13 protein-coding genes are annotated in these 16,238 nt (G+C 73.7%); 6 read left to right on the forward strand and 7 right to left on the reverse strand.

The features are described from left to right. Positions 1-6: 6 nt before the first annotated feature. The 4 genes from AC068A_RS23645 to AC068A_RS23660 form a co-directional block, all read right to left on the reverse strand. Positions 7-1,923 carry a C1 family peptidase gene (locus tag AC068A_RS23645; RefSeq protein ID WP_478587891.1) on the reverse strand — a complete coding sequence of 639 codons (1,917 nt, stop codon included), beginning with the start codon at positions 1,921-1,923 and terminating at the stop codon, positions 7-9. Positions 1,924-2,088: 165 nt separating this feature from the next. Then, complete coding sequence (locus AC068A_RS23650; RefSeq protein ID WP_478587892.1) at positions 2,089-3,600, reverse strand: MFS transporter; 1,512 nt, start codon at positions 3,598-3,600, stop codon at positions 2,089-2,091. A 228-nt stretch (positions 3,601-3,828) separates the two neighbouring features. After that, positions 3,829-4,818: an NADPH:quinone reductase gene (locus tag AC068A_RS23655; RefSeq protein WP_478587894.1), complete on the reverse strand. Its 990-nt coding sequence runs from the start codon at positions 4,816-4,818 to the stop codon at positions 3,829-3,831. A gap of 273 nt (positions 4,819-5,091) precedes the next feature. Beyond that, positions 5,092-5,670, reverse strand: coding sequence for an NADPH-dependent FMN reductase (locus AC068A_RS23660; RefSeq protein WP_478587896.1), 579 nt, complete (start codon positions 5,668-5,670; stop codon positions 5,092-5,094). A gap of 255 nt (positions 5,671-5,925) precedes the next feature. Here AC068A_RS23660 and AC068A_RS23665 point away from each other — a divergent pair, with 255 nt between their 5' ends. Then, positions 5,926-6,831, forward strand: coding sequence for a pirin family protein (locus AC068A_RS23665; protein WP_478587897.1), 906 nt, complete (start codon positions 5,926-5,928; stop codon positions 6,829-6,831). Positions 6,832-7,240: 409 nt separating this feature from the next. Here the strand turns inward: AC068A_RS23665 and AC068A_RS23670 are convergent, their stop codons facing one another. From AC068A_RS23670 to AC068A_RS23680, 3 genes are all read right to left on the reverse strand, one after another. Next, entirely contained in the window at positions 7,241-7,600 is a 360-nt protein-coding gene (locus AC068A_RS23670; protein ID WP_478587899.1) for a hypothetical protein, read from the reverse strand. After that, entirely contained in the window at positions 7,597-8,271 is a 675-nt protein-coding gene (locus AC068A_RS23675) for a DUF6232 family protein (RefSeq protein WP_478587901.1), read from the reverse strand. Before AC068A_RS23675 ends, AC068A_RS23670 begins: the two co-directional genes overlap by 4 nt. 149 nt (positions 8,272-8,420) lie before the next feature. Further along, entirely contained in the window at positions 8,421-9,074 is a 654-nt protein-coding gene (locus AC068A_RS23680; protein WP_478587903.1) for a TetR/AcrR family transcriptional regulator, read from the reverse strand. 171 nt (positions 9,075-9,245) lie between these two features. On the opposite strand from AC068A_RS23680, the gene AC068A_RS23685 reads away from it, so the two are divergent. From AC068A_RS23685 to AC068A_RS23705, 5 genes are all read left to right on the forward strand, one after another. After that, positions 9,246-9,803, forward strand: coding sequence for an SRPBCC family protein (locus AC068A_RS23685; protein ID WP_478587905.1), 558 nt, complete (start codon positions 9,246-9,248; stop codon positions 9,801-9,803). 105 nt (positions 9,804-9,908) lie between these two features. Beyond that, positions 9,909-11,498: a class I adenylate-forming enzyme family protein gene (locus tag AC068A_RS23690; protein ID WP_478587907.1), complete on the forward strand. Its 1,590-nt coding sequence runs from the start codon at positions 9,909-9,911 to the stop codon at positions 11,496-11,498. Beyond that, positions 11,498-12,760, forward strand: coding sequence for an FAD-dependent oxidoreductase (locus tag AC068A_RS23695; RefSeq protein ID WP_478587909.1), 1,263 nt, complete (start codon positions 11,498-11,500; stop codon positions 12,758-12,760). The genes AC068A_RS23690 and AC068A_RS23695 overlap by 1 nt, the downstream gene beginning before the upstream one ends. Continuing rightward, positions 12,760-14,745: an FAD/NAD(P)-binding protein gene (locus tag AC068A_RS23700; protein WP_478587911.1), complete on the forward strand. Its 1,986-nt coding sequence runs from the start codon at positions 12,760-12,762 to the stop codon at positions 14,743-14,745. The genes AC068A_RS23695 and AC068A_RS23700 overlap by 1 nt, the downstream gene beginning before the upstream one ends. A gap of 11 nt (positions 14,746-14,756) precedes the next feature. Continuing rightward, positions 14,757-16,226, forward strand: coding sequence for a nitrosuccinate lyase (locus tag AC068A_RS23705; protein WP_478587912.1), 1,470 nt, complete (start codon positions 14,757-14,759; stop codon positions 16,224-16,226). Positions 16,227-16,238: the final 12 nt, after the last annotated feature.

Genomic DNA, 16,238 nt, shown 5'->3' on the forward strand with positions numbered 1-16,238 from the left:
TCCGGCTCAGGCGGGGCCGATCACGGGCCCCTCGTGCCAGCCCGCGCCGTCCCTCCAGTAGTGCTGGAGCCGCCGGTCGGTGCGCAGGACGACGACCTCCAGATTGAACCCGAAGCTGCCCTGGAGCATCCCGGTGACGGCGAGGACGTCGTGCCCGAACACGGCGCTGCGCCGCCAGGCCGCACCGGCCGCGTTGCCCCGCCACCAGTGCTCCACGCGCCCGCCGGCAACGGCCGCGCACAGCTCGTAGTTCCCGGCGGTGTCCTCGTCGGCGGCCCCGTACTGCGCCTCGATCAGGCAGGGCGCGGAGGTGACCGCGCTGCCGAAGACCTCCCCGGGGCGCCAGACGAAGCCGTTCGGATCGTCGCGCCACCACAGCTGCATCCGGCCGTCCGTACGGGTGGCGACGAGGTCGAGGTGGCGGCTGCGGGTCTGGACCAGGGCGGGCCCGAAGTGGGCGATGCCGGAGGCGAAGCGGCCGCCGTCGTTCCAGGTCCAGGGCGCGCCGTTGATCCGCCACCAGTGGTTCAGCCGGCCGTCGGCGGTGCGCACGACCACCTCGAAGTTGCCCGGTTTGCCGTAGTCGCTCTGGATGAACGCGGGCGTGGAGCCGACGGCCGCGTCGCCCGGGCCGAAGGCGCCGCCGTCGCGCCAGGTGCCGGCGGACTGCTCGTAGTACCAGTGGCGGAGCCGGCCGCCGGTGGTCACGTGCACCGATTCCATGTTGCGGTTGTAGGTGGTGCCGGTGAAGGCGGGCTGGCCGGAGGCGTCGCCGGCGAAGACGGCGGCCCGGGCCCACGGGAAGGGGGCGTCGCCCTCGCGCCACCAGTGCTGGAGGCGGCCGCCGGTGGTCGTGGCGAGCATCTCGAAGTTGCGGTGGGCGCGGCCGTTGCCGCTCTCGTAGACGTTCCCGGAGTGCAGGCGGCGCTTGGTCCACGGGTCGACGTTGGTGCCGCGCAGCCCGCACTTGGCCCAGTGGTCGATGTCGGCCTCGCCGTAGGCGATCCGGCCGTGGCCGCCGACGTGGTAGCCGGTGCCCCAGGAGTTCTTGAACAGCCAGCAGCCGGCGGCGTCGTCGTAGCCGGTGATCAGCACGCAGTGGCCGCCCGCGAAACGGTCGCTGGTGCGGTGGTAGACGCCGGAGCCGAGGCCGAAGAAGTCGTCGTACACGTCGAAGCAGGCGGTGAGCGGGCCGACGGTGTCGAGCCAGACCTTCTGCTGCTCCACGTCGCCGAGGCGGACGTAGTCCCCGATCCGGACGGTGCGGCCGGACCGGTCCCAGCTGGGGGTGTACTCGGCGCGCCAGGCGTCGCGGCGGTCGGCGGGCACGGACGGCGGGGGCGGGGAGTACGGCCAGCAGTCCGGGTCGGCGAGTCCGCCGCCCGCCCGGATCCAGTCGAGGGCGGTCTCCGGGTTGGAGCCCTGGCCGCAGGTGAAGCGCAGCCCGTCGTGCACGTCGCCCTCGGAGCGCTCCGCCCAGACGCCGTGCTCGATCCGGGCCATCGACTCCACCAGGCCGGCGGCGCCGAACGCCCAGCAGGAGCCGCACGGGTTCTGGTCCTTGACCTTGGTGATCCAGGGCCAGCCCCAGCGGCTGCGCCAGTCGATGGCGGCGGGCCGGGCCCCGGCCGGGCCCGCTGCGGCGGCCGCGGCGGCGGGCGTGCCGGGCAGCAGGCCGTGGGCGGCGCGGCGGCGGGTCAGGTGCGGATTGCCGCTGGGGCGGCCGAGGAGGGCGCGCAGGTCGACGGTCCCGGCCTCCGCGGCGGAGGTCAGGTTGGCCCCGGGCTCCAGGCCGAGCGCGGGGCGCGGCACGGCCTCGTCGTCGGCGAGGTGCTCCATGACCGTCCAGCGCGCGCCGTGCTCCGCGAGCTGCGCGCGCAGCTCCCCCGCCGTCTGTACGGACTCGACTGACTGCTCCGGCATGGCGGCCCCCCAGCTGCAACCGTGTGGATCGGGACCGCGGGAGCGTCCACCTGGCACGGCGGGGCGTCAAGGGGGTCCGGGCGGTCGCTCGGTCGCACGGGGGTCGTACCGGCGTACGGGGTGCCGGGCTCCCGTGAGCCCCCCACCCCGGCCTGCCCCCCTTGGTCAGGCCGGGGTGGAGGAGTGCTGCGGCTGCCGGTCGACGGCGCGCCCGGCGGTCGGCTCGGGGGCCGGCCCGGCGGTCGGGGCGGTCGGCCCGGCGGTGCGGGCCCGGCGGTTGGGGGAGAGCCCGTACCCGGCCAGGGCGATGGCCAGCACGAACACGGCGCAGGTTGCCTCGAAGGCGAAGGCGTACCCGCCCGTGGCCGCGTGCGGATCGCCTGCGGCGAGCAGCGTGGCCGTACGGGCGTCGGCGGCGGAGCTGATCAGGGCGAGGCTGATGGTCGGCCCGGCCAGGATCGCCGTGTTGACCACCGCCCCGGCGAGGGCGGACTGCCTCTCCGGGACGCCGGCGACCGCGCCCACGACGGCCGCGGACATCAGCGTGCCGATCCCGGCCGACAGGACGACCAGGCCCGCCAGCACCGGCACCGCCGAGTCGGTGCGCAGCCCCACGGCGCCGATGAGGAACAGCCCGGCGGCGATCACGGCGAGCCCGCCCACGGCGACCGCGCGCACCCCGTGGCGGGCGACGATCCGCCCGGCGACGAAGCCGACGCCGAGCAGCACCGCGCTGTACGGGACGAAGGCCAGGGCGTTCTCCAGCGCCGAGTAGCCGCGCACCTGCTGGAACCAGAGGGCGAGCAGGAAGGCGGTGCCCGCCCCGATCGCGGGACCGAGCAGCGCGCACACCAGGGCGGTGGCCCGGTACCGGGAGGCGAGGAAGCCGAGCGGCAGCAGCGGCGCGGGCACCCGCCGCTGGGCGGCGGCGAAGGCGGCGAGCAGTACGGCGCCGAGGGCCAGCGGGCCGAGGACGGCGGCGGCGGTCCAGCCGTGCGGGCCGACCATCACGAAGCCGTAGCCGAGGGTGGAGAGGGCGAGGGTGCCGAGCACGGCGCCCACCAGGTCGACGGGGACGCGTACGGGCGCGGGACCGGTCGGCAGGGCGCGGCGGGTGCAGGCCAGGGCGGCGACGGCCACGGCGGCGAGGGCCCCGAAGCTCCACCGCCAGTTCACCCAGGTCGACAGCGCCCCGCTGAGCACGATGCCGACGGCGGCGCCGAGGCTGGCCAGCAGCCCCCAGCGGGCGAGGGCGACGCCCCGGGCCCGGCCCTCGGGGAAGACGACCCCCAGCAGGGACATGGCCGCCGGGGCCGCGAGGGCCGCACCGCAGCCCTGGAGGAAGCGGGCGGCGAGCACGGCGTGGGAGACGGGGGCCAGGGCCGCGGCCAGCGAGGCCACGGCGAAGAGGGCGGTTCCCCAGGAGAAGAGGCGGCGCCGGCCGACCCGGTCGGTGAGGCGGCCGCCGAGCAGCAGGAGTCCGCTGAAGGAGATCCCGTACGCGGCGCTGTCGAGGATGAGGTCGATGCGGCTGAGGCCGAGTTCGCGCTGCATGGCCGGACCGGCGGCGAAGGTCACCGACACCGAGGCGTTGAGCAGCAGCTGTACGGCGCCGAGGAGGGCGAAGCTGACCCAGGCGTTCCGCGGTTCGGCCGAGGTCTCCGGGAAAACGTCCATGCGGGGAGTCTGGCAGCCGCTGACAGGCGGCCGCGGGGCGTGTCTGCCAGTCCGTCAGGTCGGCGGGGGCGCGCGGTGCGTGCGGGCTGCGCGCCCCCGGCCGCCCGGTGCCGGGCGCCCGGGAGGCCTTCGGGCGGAGTACGGGAGGTCTTGCGCCGCGGGGTGTTCAGGCCGGCGGATCGTGCTCCGGGCGGCGCCCGGCGCCGTACGGGCCGTAGCGGGCGGTGCTCACGATTCCTTGGGCAGCAGGACGACGCGGCTGCCGTGGAGTTCGCCGGCCTCGATGCGCCGGTGGGTCCGCGCGGCGTCGGACAGCGGGGCCCGTTCGATGGCGCGGGCGCGCAGCCGGCCGTCCGCCATCAGCCGGTTGATCGCGACGGCCGCCTCGGCGAGTTCGGCGGTGGTGGCGTGCGAGATGACGAAGCCGACGACCGCGCCGTCCTTCATGTAGAGCGGACCGGCGGGCAGCACGGGCCGGGAGCGGGCGCCGGCGAGGAGGACGATCCGGCCGCGGTGGGCCAGGACCTCCACGGCGGTGGTGAAGTCGTTCGTGCCGGAGGTGTCGATGTGCACGTCGATGCCCTGCGGGGCGGCCTCGAGGATCCGGGCCGCGAGCGCGGGCACGGCGTCCTTGTAGTCGAGGACCTCGGCCGCGCCGAGGGAGCGGCAGTACTCGGCGTCGCGGGCGGCGGCGGTGGCGATGACCCGGGCGCCGGCCTCGACGGCCATGGTGACCAGGGCGCTGCCGACGTTCCCGGCGGCGCCGGCGACGAGGACGGTCTCGCCGGGGCGGACCCGGCCGTGGGTGAACAGGGCGAGGTAGGCGGTGCCGGCGGGGTGCACGACGGCGACGGCCTCGGCCGCGTCCACGCCGGGCGGCAGGTGGTAGAGCCGGTCGACGGGGACGACGGCCTGCTCGGCGGCGGCGCCCTGGCGGCCGCCGTGGCCGAGGCTGTTGCACCAGACGCGGTCGCCGACGGCGAACCCGGGGGCGCCGGCGCCGGCGGAGACGACGGTGCCGACGAGGTCGCGGCTGACGGCGAACGGGAACTCGACGGGGGTGCGGAAGAGCCCGGACCGCACGAAGGTGTCGACCGGGTTGACGGACACGGCCTCGACCTCGACGAGGACGTCCGTGGGGCCGGGGGCCGGAAGGGCCATGTCGCCGTAGCGGATGTTCTCGGCGGGGCCCAGTTCTTCGATGAAGGCTGCACGCATGGGCCGATCCTCGCAAGGGGGCGCGGGGACGGCGCACCGCTCCGTACAGGCTTCGTCAACTTCGCGCGGGCCAGAGCGGAGCCGGGGCGGAACCGCGCCGGAACCGGGGCGGAACGGGGGCGGAACGGGACATGCCGAAGGGCCGCCACGGGGGTGGACGGCCCTTCGGAGAGGGGGAGACGAGCAGGAGCCGGCGACTCCGGTCGACGGGTGGAGCGTGGGGGGTGTGGGGTGTGGGGTGTGGGGGGGGTGTCGGGTCGGGTGGAGGTCGGGTCAGACCGTGCCGTTGGCCAGGGCGCGGGTCTCGCGGATCTTGGTGCCGAGGGTGTCGAGCAGCTGCTTGAGGATCTCGATGGCGGTCTCGTCCGTCAGGTTGCCGGCCTCGTCGAAGCGCTCGTTGGCACGGAAGATCTGGAGCTCGGGCTTGCCGACGACCTTGGAGTCCGTCCACAGGAACATCTGGCGCAGGGCCAGCTGCGCGCGGACGGTGCCGAAGTTGGTCGGCGCGGCGCCGGCGATCGCGATCGGCTTGCCGGTGAGGGAGGAGGCGAGGGCCGGGCGGCTCGCCCAGTCCAGGGCGTTCTTCAGGACGCCGGGGATCCCGTAGTTGTACTCGGGGGTGGCGATGAAGAGGCCGTCGGCCTCGATGATGCGGCGGCGCAGGTCGGCCACGGCGGCCGGGGCGGGGTCGATGTCCTGGTCGGTGTCGTAGGGCGGGATGTCGCGCAGGCCCTCGTAGATCTCGATGTTCAGGTCGCCGGGGGCGTGCTTCTGCGCGGCGCGGACGAGGGCACTGTTGAACGAGCCGCTGCGCAGGCTGCCGGAGATGGCGAGGATCTTGAGCTCGGGCATGAACTGTCCTTCCACAAAGGTGGCATGCGCAGCGAATGCCGGTGGCGGCATGCCCCTGCGATGACGAGGTGTGCGTTGGTGCGATGGGAAGGAGTCTGTCCGCGCACGCGGGGCACCGACAATCGCGGCCGGCGGTATCTGTCAGTTAGGGCCGGGGCGCCCGGTCGAAGAACTCGAACTAGCGCTGAACTGAACTGAACTGTATAGTTCACTGCATTGGAAGGCGACGACCCCCGAACGACGAGAGAAGGCATCATGACCATGCTGGGTTCTGCCCTCGGCACCGCTGCCGCCACCACCGCCGCGACCCGCTCGGTGGCCGACGTCCTGCAGCCCGTACACACCCTGGAGGGCGAGGGATTCCCGGTCCGCCGGCCCTTCCCGACGCCGCAGATCCCGCAGCTCGACCCGTTCCTGATGCTCGACCAGGTCGGGCCGGTGGACCTCGGCCCGGGCGAGCCCAAGGGCGCCCCCGACCACCCGCACCGCGGCTTCGAGACCATCGCCTACGTCCTGGAGGGCGACATCGAGTACGCCGACTCCACCGGAAACCACGGCGTGGTGCCGCCGGGCGGCGTGCAGTGGCTGACCGCGGGCGCGGGCGTGGTGCACTCCGCGCAGCCGACCGACGCCTTCCGCGCGGCCGGCGGCCTCCAGCACAACCTGCAGATCTGGGTGAACCTGCCGGCCTCCCTCAAGGGGCTCCGCCCGCGCACGCAGAACCGCACCGCGGAGCAGATCCCGGTGGTCCGGAGGCTCGACGGGTCCTGGTTCAAGGTGATCGCGGGCACGGCCCTCGGCGTGACCGGCCCGTTCGAGACGCAGGTCCCGGTGACCGTCGTGCACGCCTCCCTCGCCCCGGGCGAGAACGCGGAACTGCCCGCGCCGCAGGGCCGCAACGCGGCCGTGTACGTCCTGTCCGGCAGCGGCCGCGTCGCCGAGGCGGACGTCACCGACGGCGAGCTGGCCGTCCTCGCGAACGAGGGCGACACCGTCCGCATCGAAGGCGGGCCGATCGGGGCCGACTTCCTCTTCCTCAGCGGCGAGCCGATCGGCGAACCGGTCTACCGCGGCGGCCCGTTCGTGATGACCTCCCCCGAGGAGATCGAGCAGGCCTTCGACGACTACGCCGCGGACCGCCTCGGCCGATACGAGGACTGACGGCACCGGTCGGAGCGCCCCGAAGGCGCCCCGCCGGCCGCCCCCGCGCCCCCGGGGACGGCCGACGGGGCGCCTCCCCCGTTCACGGTCGGCGACGGAGAGACGCCCTCTCCGGGGTGCGAACCCGGCGTCAGGGGCAGGTCGCACCTCGGGCGGGTGTCAGACCGAGGGCCGCGAACGGCCGCCACCGCGTCCGTGCACAGCTCCCCTCGTGAAGTCCTCGTCGGCGATACCGAGACCGGCCAGGACGGCACGGACGTCGGCCAGCGCGTCGACGACGCGGACCACTTCGGGGAAGGCGGCCAGGTCGAAGGCGGCGCCACCCGCCCCTCACGGCCAGCGGCCAAGCCGAGATCGGGCAAGTGCCCCCGATTCACGGCCCCCTCAGGACGGCCGTCGGTCCGCGGCGTCAGCCGCCGGCGAGCAGTTCGAGGATCTTGGTGACGGCGTCCACGATCGGCTGGCCGAGCGGGCCGACGACGGCGGCGATGCCGGCGATGGACATCAGCGCGCTCTGCCGGACCTGCGCCGGTACCTCCGCACCGCCGGTGGCATCGGGCAGGGACGCGTCCAGTACCTGCGTACTGGCGGGCGGGAGCTGCCCGCGCAGCGCGTCGACCCGGTCGAGGAGGTCCTGGATGGCCGCCCGGAGATCCGGGGGCAGGTCCGACGGGCCGTCCGCCGCCCCGTAGTTCTTCACGATGCCGGTGTTGCCGGTGCCGCCGTTCATGGTGACGTTGTCGCCGAAGTGGTAGCTGTCGCCGCTCATCGAGTCCCGATCCCCACGTTGCCGGTGCCGCCGTACATGTTCACGTTGTCCCCGAAGTGGTAGTTCTTCGAGGTGATCGAGATGGTGTCCACCCGCACCCCGTGGAGCTCGGTGTCGGGGTTGTCGATCGCGTGCGTGATCTGGCCGACGAGCCGGTGCAGGTGGTTGTGGTCCTTGCTGGTGACCACGGCGATGGACGGCCCGGAGGTCTCGACGGCCAGCACGTAGAACGACGAGGCCGCCAGCACGCTGATCAGCTGGACGATGCAGTAGATCAGCGCGGCAGCGGTGCCGAGCCAGACGAACTGGAGGATCGTTGCCGATGCCTCCCTGTTGGCGAGGGACGTCAGACCGCCGAGGATCGTCAGGGTGAAGGCCACGGAGAGGATGATGCCGAGGTTCTTCAGGAAGTGGACGGTCGCGTCCTTGCGCCGCGGGTGCAGCGTGAAGGTGTAGACCCGCGCGATGTTGTCCAGCGGGTACGCGGCCCCGCCCACCCACAGGATCCGCTTGCTGATCCGGAGCTCGATCCCGCCGCCGGCGACGACTCGCGGCGGCGAGGGGGGAGGAGGCGGGGCACTCGGCGGGGCGCCGGGCGGCTTACTGGGCGGTGCGATCGGCGCAGCCGGTAACGCGCTGTCCGTCTGCCCGTAAGGCGGCGTGTTCTCCATGCGGTGTGATCCCCCTGGGATTCGGGTGACGATCCGTCAACGGGGGACGACCATAGGCACGCCCCACCTTGCCGGGGCAAGCGGCTTTCACTGTGAAGTTTGGCTTTGACACAGGAAATTGACGGCCATTCACCCGCAGCCCGGGCGTTCTACGGGTTCACCCCGTACTGGTTGAGGAACATGTCCACGCCGCCCTGGAGCAGCCGCTCGGCGAGGTCCTCGTCCAGCGTCGTGCCGTAGACGCCGTAGACCAGGTGCGGGGACAGCACCAGCCCCGACAGCTGGAGCACGGCCAGCTCCATGTCCGGGATGCGCAGCAGCCCGCGCTGGTCCAGCCGGCCCAGGGCGGAGGCCAGGGCGGCGTGCTGGCGGCCGGGGCCCTCCTCCTGCCAGGTCCGGCCGAGTTCGGGGAAGCGGTGGCGCTCCCCCGCGATCACGTTGCGCAGGGCCAGCACGTCGGGGGTGGTGAGGCCGGCGACCCAGATCCGGCAGGCCTCGAGCAGGTCGGCGCGGACGTCGTCGGACTCGGCGAGCTTGGCCTGGATGACCGACTGGGCGACTTCGAGGGCCTCGTCGAGGGTCTGCCCGATGACGGCGTTGAACAGGTTCTCCTTGCTGCCGAAGTGGTTGTAGACGGTGACCTTGGAGACGCCCGCCTCGGCGGCGAGCTGGTCGACTCCGGCCCCGAACCCCTCGCGCAGGAAGACCGTGCGGGCCGCGGCCAGGATGGCCTGCCGTTTGCGCGCGGCACGGGCCCCGGAGGGGCCGGTGGTGGCTTCTGCAGTGCTGGTCCGTGCGGTCATGTCGTTCGTCCCCAACTTCCTCGGCTCGCACCAGTCTAGATCCCAACTGAACTGAACCGTTGCGTTCAGTTGAACTGAACTGTATGGTTCATCTAGCTGAGCAGCCAAGCAAGGCGGCAGAAGCGGAAGTTCAGATTTCCGACGTTGCTTCTCACCAGGAGGACACCCGCTATGAGCGGCACCCAGACCCCCCTCTTCCGGTCCCGGGCCCAGATCCGCGTCTCGGCCACCCCGGCCCAGGTGTACGCGGTCGTGAGCGACCTCGCCCGCAGCGGCGAGTGGAGCCCCGAGTGCCTCGGCGGGGAGTGGACCACCGGCGAGCCCGGCGCGGTCGGCTCGGTCTTCCGCGGCGAGAACGAGCGCAGCGAGGAGGTCGTCGCCTGGGCGCCGGTGGTGCGCGGCAAGTGGACGACGTACGCCGAGGTCGTCGCGGCCGAGGCCGGCCGGACGTTCCAGTGGGCCATGCACAACAGCAAGGGCGAGAAGCAGGACAGCGTCTGGGGCTTCACCATCGAGGCCGACGGCGAGGGCAGCCTCCTGGTGCACCACTTCCGGATGGGCAGCCCCACCGAGGGCATCCGCGGCATCACCGCCGAGATGGACGACGACCGGAAGCAGCAGTTCTTCGCCGAGTGGGGCGACAAGGTCGCCGGCGACCTGGCCGAGACCCTCGGCCGCATCAAGACCGTCATCGAGAAGGAGCAGGCAGCGGCCGCGCAGGGCGCCTGACCGCCCTTCCTCTCCTCCTCTCTCCACCCCTACGACCAGCGAGCACCGGCAACCGGCAACCGGCAACCGAAGCCATCCGTACGTGACTTGAGAAGGGCAAAGGCGATGATTCTGCAGCGCATCGGCAACAAGGGCATACGACTCGGAACCCTCTTCGAGCGGGCCGCCAAGAAGCACCCGACGAACGTCGTGATCCTCGACCACGACCTCGACGTCGCCCCGGAGCTCGGGCGCCGGGCAACCGTGGCCGAGGTGGCCGACCTGATCGACGACCTCGCCTCCCGGCTCTGGGCCGCGCAGGTCCGCCCCAGCCGCCGGGTCGTGATCTACAAGTCCGACGGTTTCGACATCACCCTGCTGGCCTGCGCCGCGGTCCGCATCGGTGCGGTGCCGGTGCTGCTGTCGCCGAAGCTCGACGGCGAGACCGTGGCCGAGCTGGTGCGCCGCACCGAGCAGCCCTACCTGCTCACCGACCAGAACAAGCTGGAGACGGAGCTGCCCGCCTCGGTCTTCGAGGAGGCCGAGCAGGTCCTGCTCACCTCCGGCAGCTACAAGGAGGCCACCGAGCTCGCCTCGCTGGCCGGCTCCCCCCGGGTGCCCGCCGTGACGATGCCGCCCGAGCACCCGACCCTGATCACCCACACCTCCGGCACCACCGGCACCCCCAAGCTCGCCGTCCACACCGGCGCCACCCTCCAGGCGCGCTACCGCCCGCAGGCCGCGATCACCAAGCCGCTCCTCCCGGGCCGCGAGACCATCGCGATGCACGTCTCCTTCGTCCACTCCCGCCTGATCACCGCCCTGGCCATCTCCCTCTTCCGCGGCTACCCGATCGTCGTCCTCGCCGACTCCGACCCCAAGAAGGCCGCCGACCTGTTCGCCCGGCTGCGCCCCGGCATCCTGGAGGCCCACCCCAACTCGTTCATGGAGTGGGAGGAGCTCGCCGACGACCCGCGGGGCCCGCTCGCCAACGTCAAGCTGTTCTCCAGCACCTTCGACGCCATCCACCCGCGCACCGTGCAGCGGATGCTGGCCGCCACCCGGCGCACCGCCCCGGTCTTCGGCCAGCTGTACGGGCAGAGCGAGATCGGCCCGGCCGTGGCCCGGTCCTTCTCCAAGCGCCGCGGGCTCGACGCCGACGGCCGCTGCGTGGGGATGCCCTTCCCCGGCATGACCGACGTCCGCGTCGTCAGCCGCAACGGACTGCCGGTCTCGGAGTCCAACCCCGGCTTCATCGAGGTCAGGAGCGACGGCCGGATCGTCACCTACCTCGGCGAGCAGGAACGTTACGACAAGCAGGTCAACGACGGCTGGTGGCGCATGGGCGACGTCGGCTACCGCACCAAGTGGGGCTGCGTGCACCTGCTCGACCGCGAGGTCGACCTGATCGAGGGCTTCGGCTCCACCCTCGCCGCCGAGGACACCCTCTTCACCAGGCTGGAGGAGCTCGCCGAGGTCATCATCATCCCCGACGAGAACGGCCGGGCCGTCCCCGTGGTCTGCACCCGGGACGACAAGCCGCTCGACCCCGCCGCCTGGCAGGCCGCCACCGCCGGCCTGCCCCCGATGGCCGACCCCGTCCAGTGGCGGCAGTCCGACCTGCCGCAGACGGCCACCACCAAGATCAAGCGTCTCGAACTCGCCCGGCTCATCGCCGCCGGCGCCGGCTCGCAGCTCACCGAGGAGAAGGTCTGATGTCGAAGCTCATCATCGTCGGCGGCGGAATCGGCGGTCTGGCCACGGCCCTCTCGGTCGCCCGGCAGGGCCACGAGGTCCTCGTCCTGGAACGCGCCCCCGAGTTCGCCGAGATCGGCGCGGGCATCCAGCTCGCCCCCAACGGACTGCACGCCCTCGACCGGCTCGGCCTCGGCGAGGCCGTCCGCTCCACCGCCGTCCGGATGGACGCGCTCACCTTCATGGACGGCGTCACCGGCGAACACGTGGTCAGCCTCGACCTGACCGAGCACTACCGGGAGCGGTTCGGCAACCCGTACGCGGTCGTCCACCGGGCCGAGCTGCACACCAAGCTGCTGGAGGCCTGCCGGGCCGACGAGTCCATACGGCTGCGCAGCGCCGCCACCGCGGTCGGCTACGAGCAGGACGCCACCAGCGCCACCGTCGTCCTCGAGGACGGCGAGCGCATCACCGGCGACGCCCTGATCGGCGCCGACGGCATCCACTCCGCGATCCGCGCCCAGCTCGTCGGCGACGGCGCCCCCCGCAACTCCGGGATCACCGTCTACCGGGCGATCATCCCGATGGAGCAGGTCCCCGAGGAGCTGCGCCGGCGCCACCTGGCCTCCGTCACCTGGTGGACCGGTCCCGGCTGCCACTTCGTGCACTACCCGATCGCCGGCGGCAAGTACCTCAACCTCGCGGCCAGCAGCGACAACAAGGCCACCGAGGCCGTGGCCGGCGTCCCCGCCACCCAGGGCGACATCCGCCGCGAGTTCGCCGCGCTCGGCGAGGACGCGCAGCGCCTGCTCGCCCTCGGCGAGGGCTGGAAGTCCTGGGTCCTCGTCGACCGCGACCCGGTCGGCACCTGGACCGACGGCCGGGTCGCCCTCCTCGGCGACGCCGCCCACCCGATGCTCCACTACGTGGCCCAGGGCGCCTGCCAGGGCTTGGAGGACGCCGTGACCCTCGGCGACCTCCTCGACTGCGACGCCGACGAGTTCCCGCAGCGCTTCGAGAAGTTCAACGCGGAGCGGACCGAGCGGACCGGCCGGATCCAGCTCCTGGCCCGGGAGAGCATCAAGCTCTGGCACACCTCCGGCGCCGCCGCCACCGACCGCAACGCCGTCCTGCGCTCCTTCTCCCGCGACGAGCTCCACGACTACGTGGCCTGGATGCACGGCTTCCGCGTCCCCGAGCCGAACGCGTCGACCGCCCCGGACGCCCTGGCCGCCCCGGCCGCCCCGACCGCCGAGCGCACCGCCCCGAACGGAGACCAGTGATGAGCACGCACCGCGACCACCTCCAGGTGGCCATCATCGGAGCCGGCCCCCGCGGCCTCTCCGTCCTGGAGCGCCTGTGCGCCAACGAGCGCAGCACCCCCTCGCACGACACGGTCACCGTCCACGTGGTCGACCCCTCGGCGCCCGGCGCCGGCCAGGTCTGGCGGCCCGACCAGTCCCAGCACCTGCTGATGAACACGGTCGCCTCCCAGATCACCATCTACACCGACGACAGCGTCCGCACCGAGGGCCCCATCGAGCCCGGCCCCAGCCTGTACGAGTGGGCGCAAGGCCTCGCCGAGTCCGGCGAGGGGGACGGGGCCACGGTCGCCGAGGCCCGCCGCCTGGGACCGAACACCTACCCCACCCGCGCCTTCTACGGCAGCTACCTGCGCGCCACCTTCGAGCGGGTCGCCGCCCTCGCCCCCGCCCACGTCACCATCGAGGTCCACCGCTCCCGGGCCGTGGCCATGGCCGACACCCACGGCACCCCCGGCGGCCTCCAGGGCGTCCGCCTCGAGAACGGCACCCGGCTCAACGACCTCGACGCCATCGTCATGGCCCAGGGCCACGTACCGGCCCGGCTGACCCCCCGCGAGGCCAAGACCGCGAGCCTCGCCCGCATCCACCACCTCACCTACATCACCCCCGCCAACCCCGCCGACCTCGACCTGAACACCGTCAAGCCCGGCCAGAACGTCCTGCTGCGCGGCCTCGGCCTGAACTTCTTCGACCACATGGCCCTCTTCACCGCCGGCCGCGGCGGGCAGTTCGTCCGCGAGGACGACGGCCGCCTCGTCTACCGGGCCTCCGGCAACGAGCCGGTGCTGTACGCCAGCTCGCGCCGCGGCATCCCGTACCACGCCCGCGGCGAGAACGAGAAGGGCGCCTACGGCCGCTACCTGCCGCGCCTGCTCACCCCCGCCCGGATCGAGGAGCTGCACCGCCGCTCCGAGGACGGCGAGGGCATCGACTTCACCACCGACCTGTGGCCGCTGATCTCCCGCGAGGCGGAGAGCGTCTACTACGGCGCCCTGCTCCGGGCCCGCGGCCGCGGGGACGAGCGCGAGGGCTTCACCACCCGCTTCCTGTCCCTGGAGGAGGAAGAGGACCGGTCCTCCCTCCTCGACGTGTACGGCATCGGCGCGGACGAGCGCTGGAGCTGGGAGAAGCTCTCCCGCCCCTACGGCGACCGCGAGTTCACCAGCCGCGAGGACTTCCGGGCCTGGCTCGTCGACTACCTGGCCGAGGACGTCCGCGAGGCCCGGGCCGGCAACCTCAGCGGCCCCCTCAAGGCGGCCCTGGACGTCCTGCGCGACCTGCGCAACGAGATCCGCCTCGCCGTCGACCACGGCGGCCTGACCGGCGACTCGCACCGCGACGACCTCGAGGGCTGGTACACCCCGCTCAACGCCTTCCTCTCCATCGGCCCGCCGGCCTCCCGCATCGAGGAGATGATCGCCCTGATCGACGCCGGGGTGCTCGTCCTGACCGGTCCCGGGACCGAGATCCGCGTCGACACGGCCGCCGGCGACGACGCCACCTTCATCGCCCGGTCCCGCAGCGTCCCCGGCCCCGCGGTCCGCTCCACCGTGCTGATCGAGGCCCGGCTGCCCGAGCCCGACCTGCGCCGCACCGACGACCCGCTGCTGCGCCACCTCCTCGACACCGAGCAGTGCACCACGTACCGGATCTCCGGCCCCGACGGCACCGGCTACGAGTCCGGCGGCCTCGCGGTCACCGAGCGCCCGTACCGGCTCCTCGACGCCCGCGGCCGCGCCCACCCGCGCCGGTTCGCGTACGGGGTGCCCACCGAGTCCGTGCACTGGGTCACCGCGGCCGGCATCCGCCCGGGCGTCGACTCGGTCACCCTCGGCGACTCCGACTCCATCGCCCGCTCGGTCCTGGCCCTGCCGCCCGCCTCCGTCGTCCCGGCCGGGGTCGCCCTGCCCGCCGAGACCGACCTGACCGGCGTGCTGGTATGAGCACCACGGCCATGAGCACCGCAGCCATGAGCACCGCGGCGAGCGCCGGCTGGGCGCAGGACGCGCTCACCGACGCGGGGCTGCTGTCGCCGGTGCGGGCCGGCACCCCCGCCGAGGAGGCCGTCTCCGACCTCGCCTGGCTCCAGGCCATGCTCGACGCCGAGGCCGCCCTGGCCCGCGCCCAGGCCGGGCTCGGCACCCTCCCGGAGGCGGCCGCGGACACCATCACCCGCGCGGCCCGGGCCGGCAACCTCGACCTGCGGGAACTCGCCCTGGCCGCCCGGGAGACCGCGAACCCGGTGGTCGGACTGGTGCAGGCGCTGACCCGGGTGGTCGCCGCCGAGGACGCGCAGGCCGCCGAGTACGTGCACCGCGGCTCCACCAGCCAGGACATCCTCGACACCGGCGCCATGCTGGTGGCCGCCCGGACCCTGCGCCTGATCCGCGCCGACCTGGGCCGTACCGCCGCCGCCCTGGCCCGGCTGGCCGGCGAGCACCGGGACACGGCGATGGCGGGCCGCACCCTGGCCCTCCAGGCCGTGCCCACCACCTTCGGGCTGAAGGCGGCCGGCTGGCGGCAGTTGGTCCTGGACGCGGACGAGCGCCTGGCCCGGATCGCCGACGGCGGACTGCCGGTGTCCCTGGGCGGGGCCGCCGGAACCCTCGCCGGATACCTGGAGTACGCCCGGATCGACGGCGCCGAGGTCGACGGCGCGGGGATCGACGGCGCGGGGCGGCAGGACCCCGGCGCGTACCTGGACCGGCTCGTCGGGGCGTACGCCGCCGAGACGGGGCTGGCCCGCCCCGCCCTTCCCTGGCACGTGCTGCGGACCCCGGTCGCGGACCTCGCCGCCGCGCTCGCCTTCACCGCGGGCGCCCTCGGGAAGATCGCCGTCGACGTGCAGAACCTGTCCCGTACGGAGGTCGGCGAGGTCGCCGAGCCGGCCGTGGCCGGCCGGGGCAGCTCCTCGGCCATGCCGCACAAGCGCAATCCGGTGCTGAGCACGCTGCTGCGCAGCGCCGCCCTCCAGGTGCCGGTGCTGGCCACGGGGCTGGTGCAGTGCCTGGTCGCGGAGGACGAGCGCTCCGCCGGCGCCTGGCACGCCGAGTGGCAGCTGCTGCGCGAGGCCCTGCGGCTGGTCGGCGGCGCGGCCCACACCGCGGTCGAGCTCGCGCAGGGGCTGTCCGCACGGCCCGAACGGATGCGCGCCAACCTGATGCTGACGGGCAGCCAGGTGGTGTCGGAGCGGATCGCGGCGGTGCTGGCGCCGGAGCTGGGAAAGGCGGCGGCCAAGCAGCTGCTGACCCGGGTCTCGGCCGCGGCGGAGGAGAGCGGCCGGCCGCTGCACGAGCTGCTCGCCGGGGAGCCGGTGCTCGAAGGCCGGTGGAGCGGTGCGGAGTTGGCCGCGCTCTGCGACCCGGCGGCGTACACCGGGGGTGCGGGTGCGCTGGTGGACAAGGCGCTGAAGCGGCCGAACTGACGCTTGGGCGCC

The organism is Streptomyces sp. NPDC043854, from assembly GCF_056436005.1.

Bases quoted from the DNA above. Each gene is read 5' to 3' on its own strand.
- AC068A_RS23675 (WP_478587901.1), bottom strand. From the start codon at position 8,271: ATGGAGAACACGCCGCCTTACGGGCAGACGGACAGCGCGTTACCGGCT.
- AC068A_RS23660 (WP_478587896.1), bottom strand. From the start codon at position 5,670: ATGCCCGAGCTCAAGATCCTCGCCATCTCCGGCAGCCTGCGCAGCGGC.
- AC068A_RS23700 (WP_478587911.1), top strand. From the start codon at position 12,760: ATGAGCACGCACCGCGACCACCTCCAGGTGGCCATCATCGGAGCCGGC.
- AC068A_RS23705 (WP_478587912.1), top strand. From the start codon at position 14,757: ATGAGCACCGCAGCCATGAGCACCGCGGCGAGCGCCGGCTGGGCGCAG.
- AC068A_RS23655 (WP_478587894.1), bottom strand. From the start codon at position 4,818: ATGCGTGCAGCCTTCATCGAAGAACTGGGCCCCGCCGAGAACATCCGC.
- AC068A_RS23680 (WP_478587903.1), bottom strand. From the start codon at position 9,074: ATGACCGCACGGACCAGCACTGCAGAAGCCACCACCGGCCCCTCCGGG.
- AC068A_RS23690 (WP_478587907.1), top strand. From the start codon at position 9,909: ATGATTCTGCAGCGCATCGGCAACAAGGGCATACGACTCGGAACCCTC.
- AC068A_RS23695 (WP_478587909.1), top strand. From the start codon at position 11,498: ATGTCGAAGCTCATCATCGTCGGCGGCGGAATCGGCGGTCTGGCCACG.
- AC068A_RS23650 (WP_478587892.1), bottom strand. From the start codon at position 3,600: ATGGACGTTTTCCCGGAGACCTCGGCCGAACCGCGGAACGCCTGGGTC.
- AC068A_RS23645 (WP_478587891.1), bottom strand. From the start codon at position 1,923: ATGCCGGAGCAGTCAGTCGAGTCCGTACAGACGGCGGGGGAGCTGCGC.
- AC068A_RS23665 (WP_478587897.1), top strand. From the start codon at position 5,926: ATGACCATGCTGGGTTCTGCCCTCGGCACCGCTGCCGCCACCACCGCC.
- AC068A_RS23670 (WP_478587899.1), bottom strand. From the start codon at position 7,600: ATGAGCGGCGACAGCTACCACTTCGGCGACAACGTCACCATGAACGGC.
- AC068A_RS23685 (WP_478587905.1), top strand. From the start codon at position 9,246: ATGAGCGGCACCCAGACCCCCCTCTTCCGGTCCCGGGCCCAGATCCGC.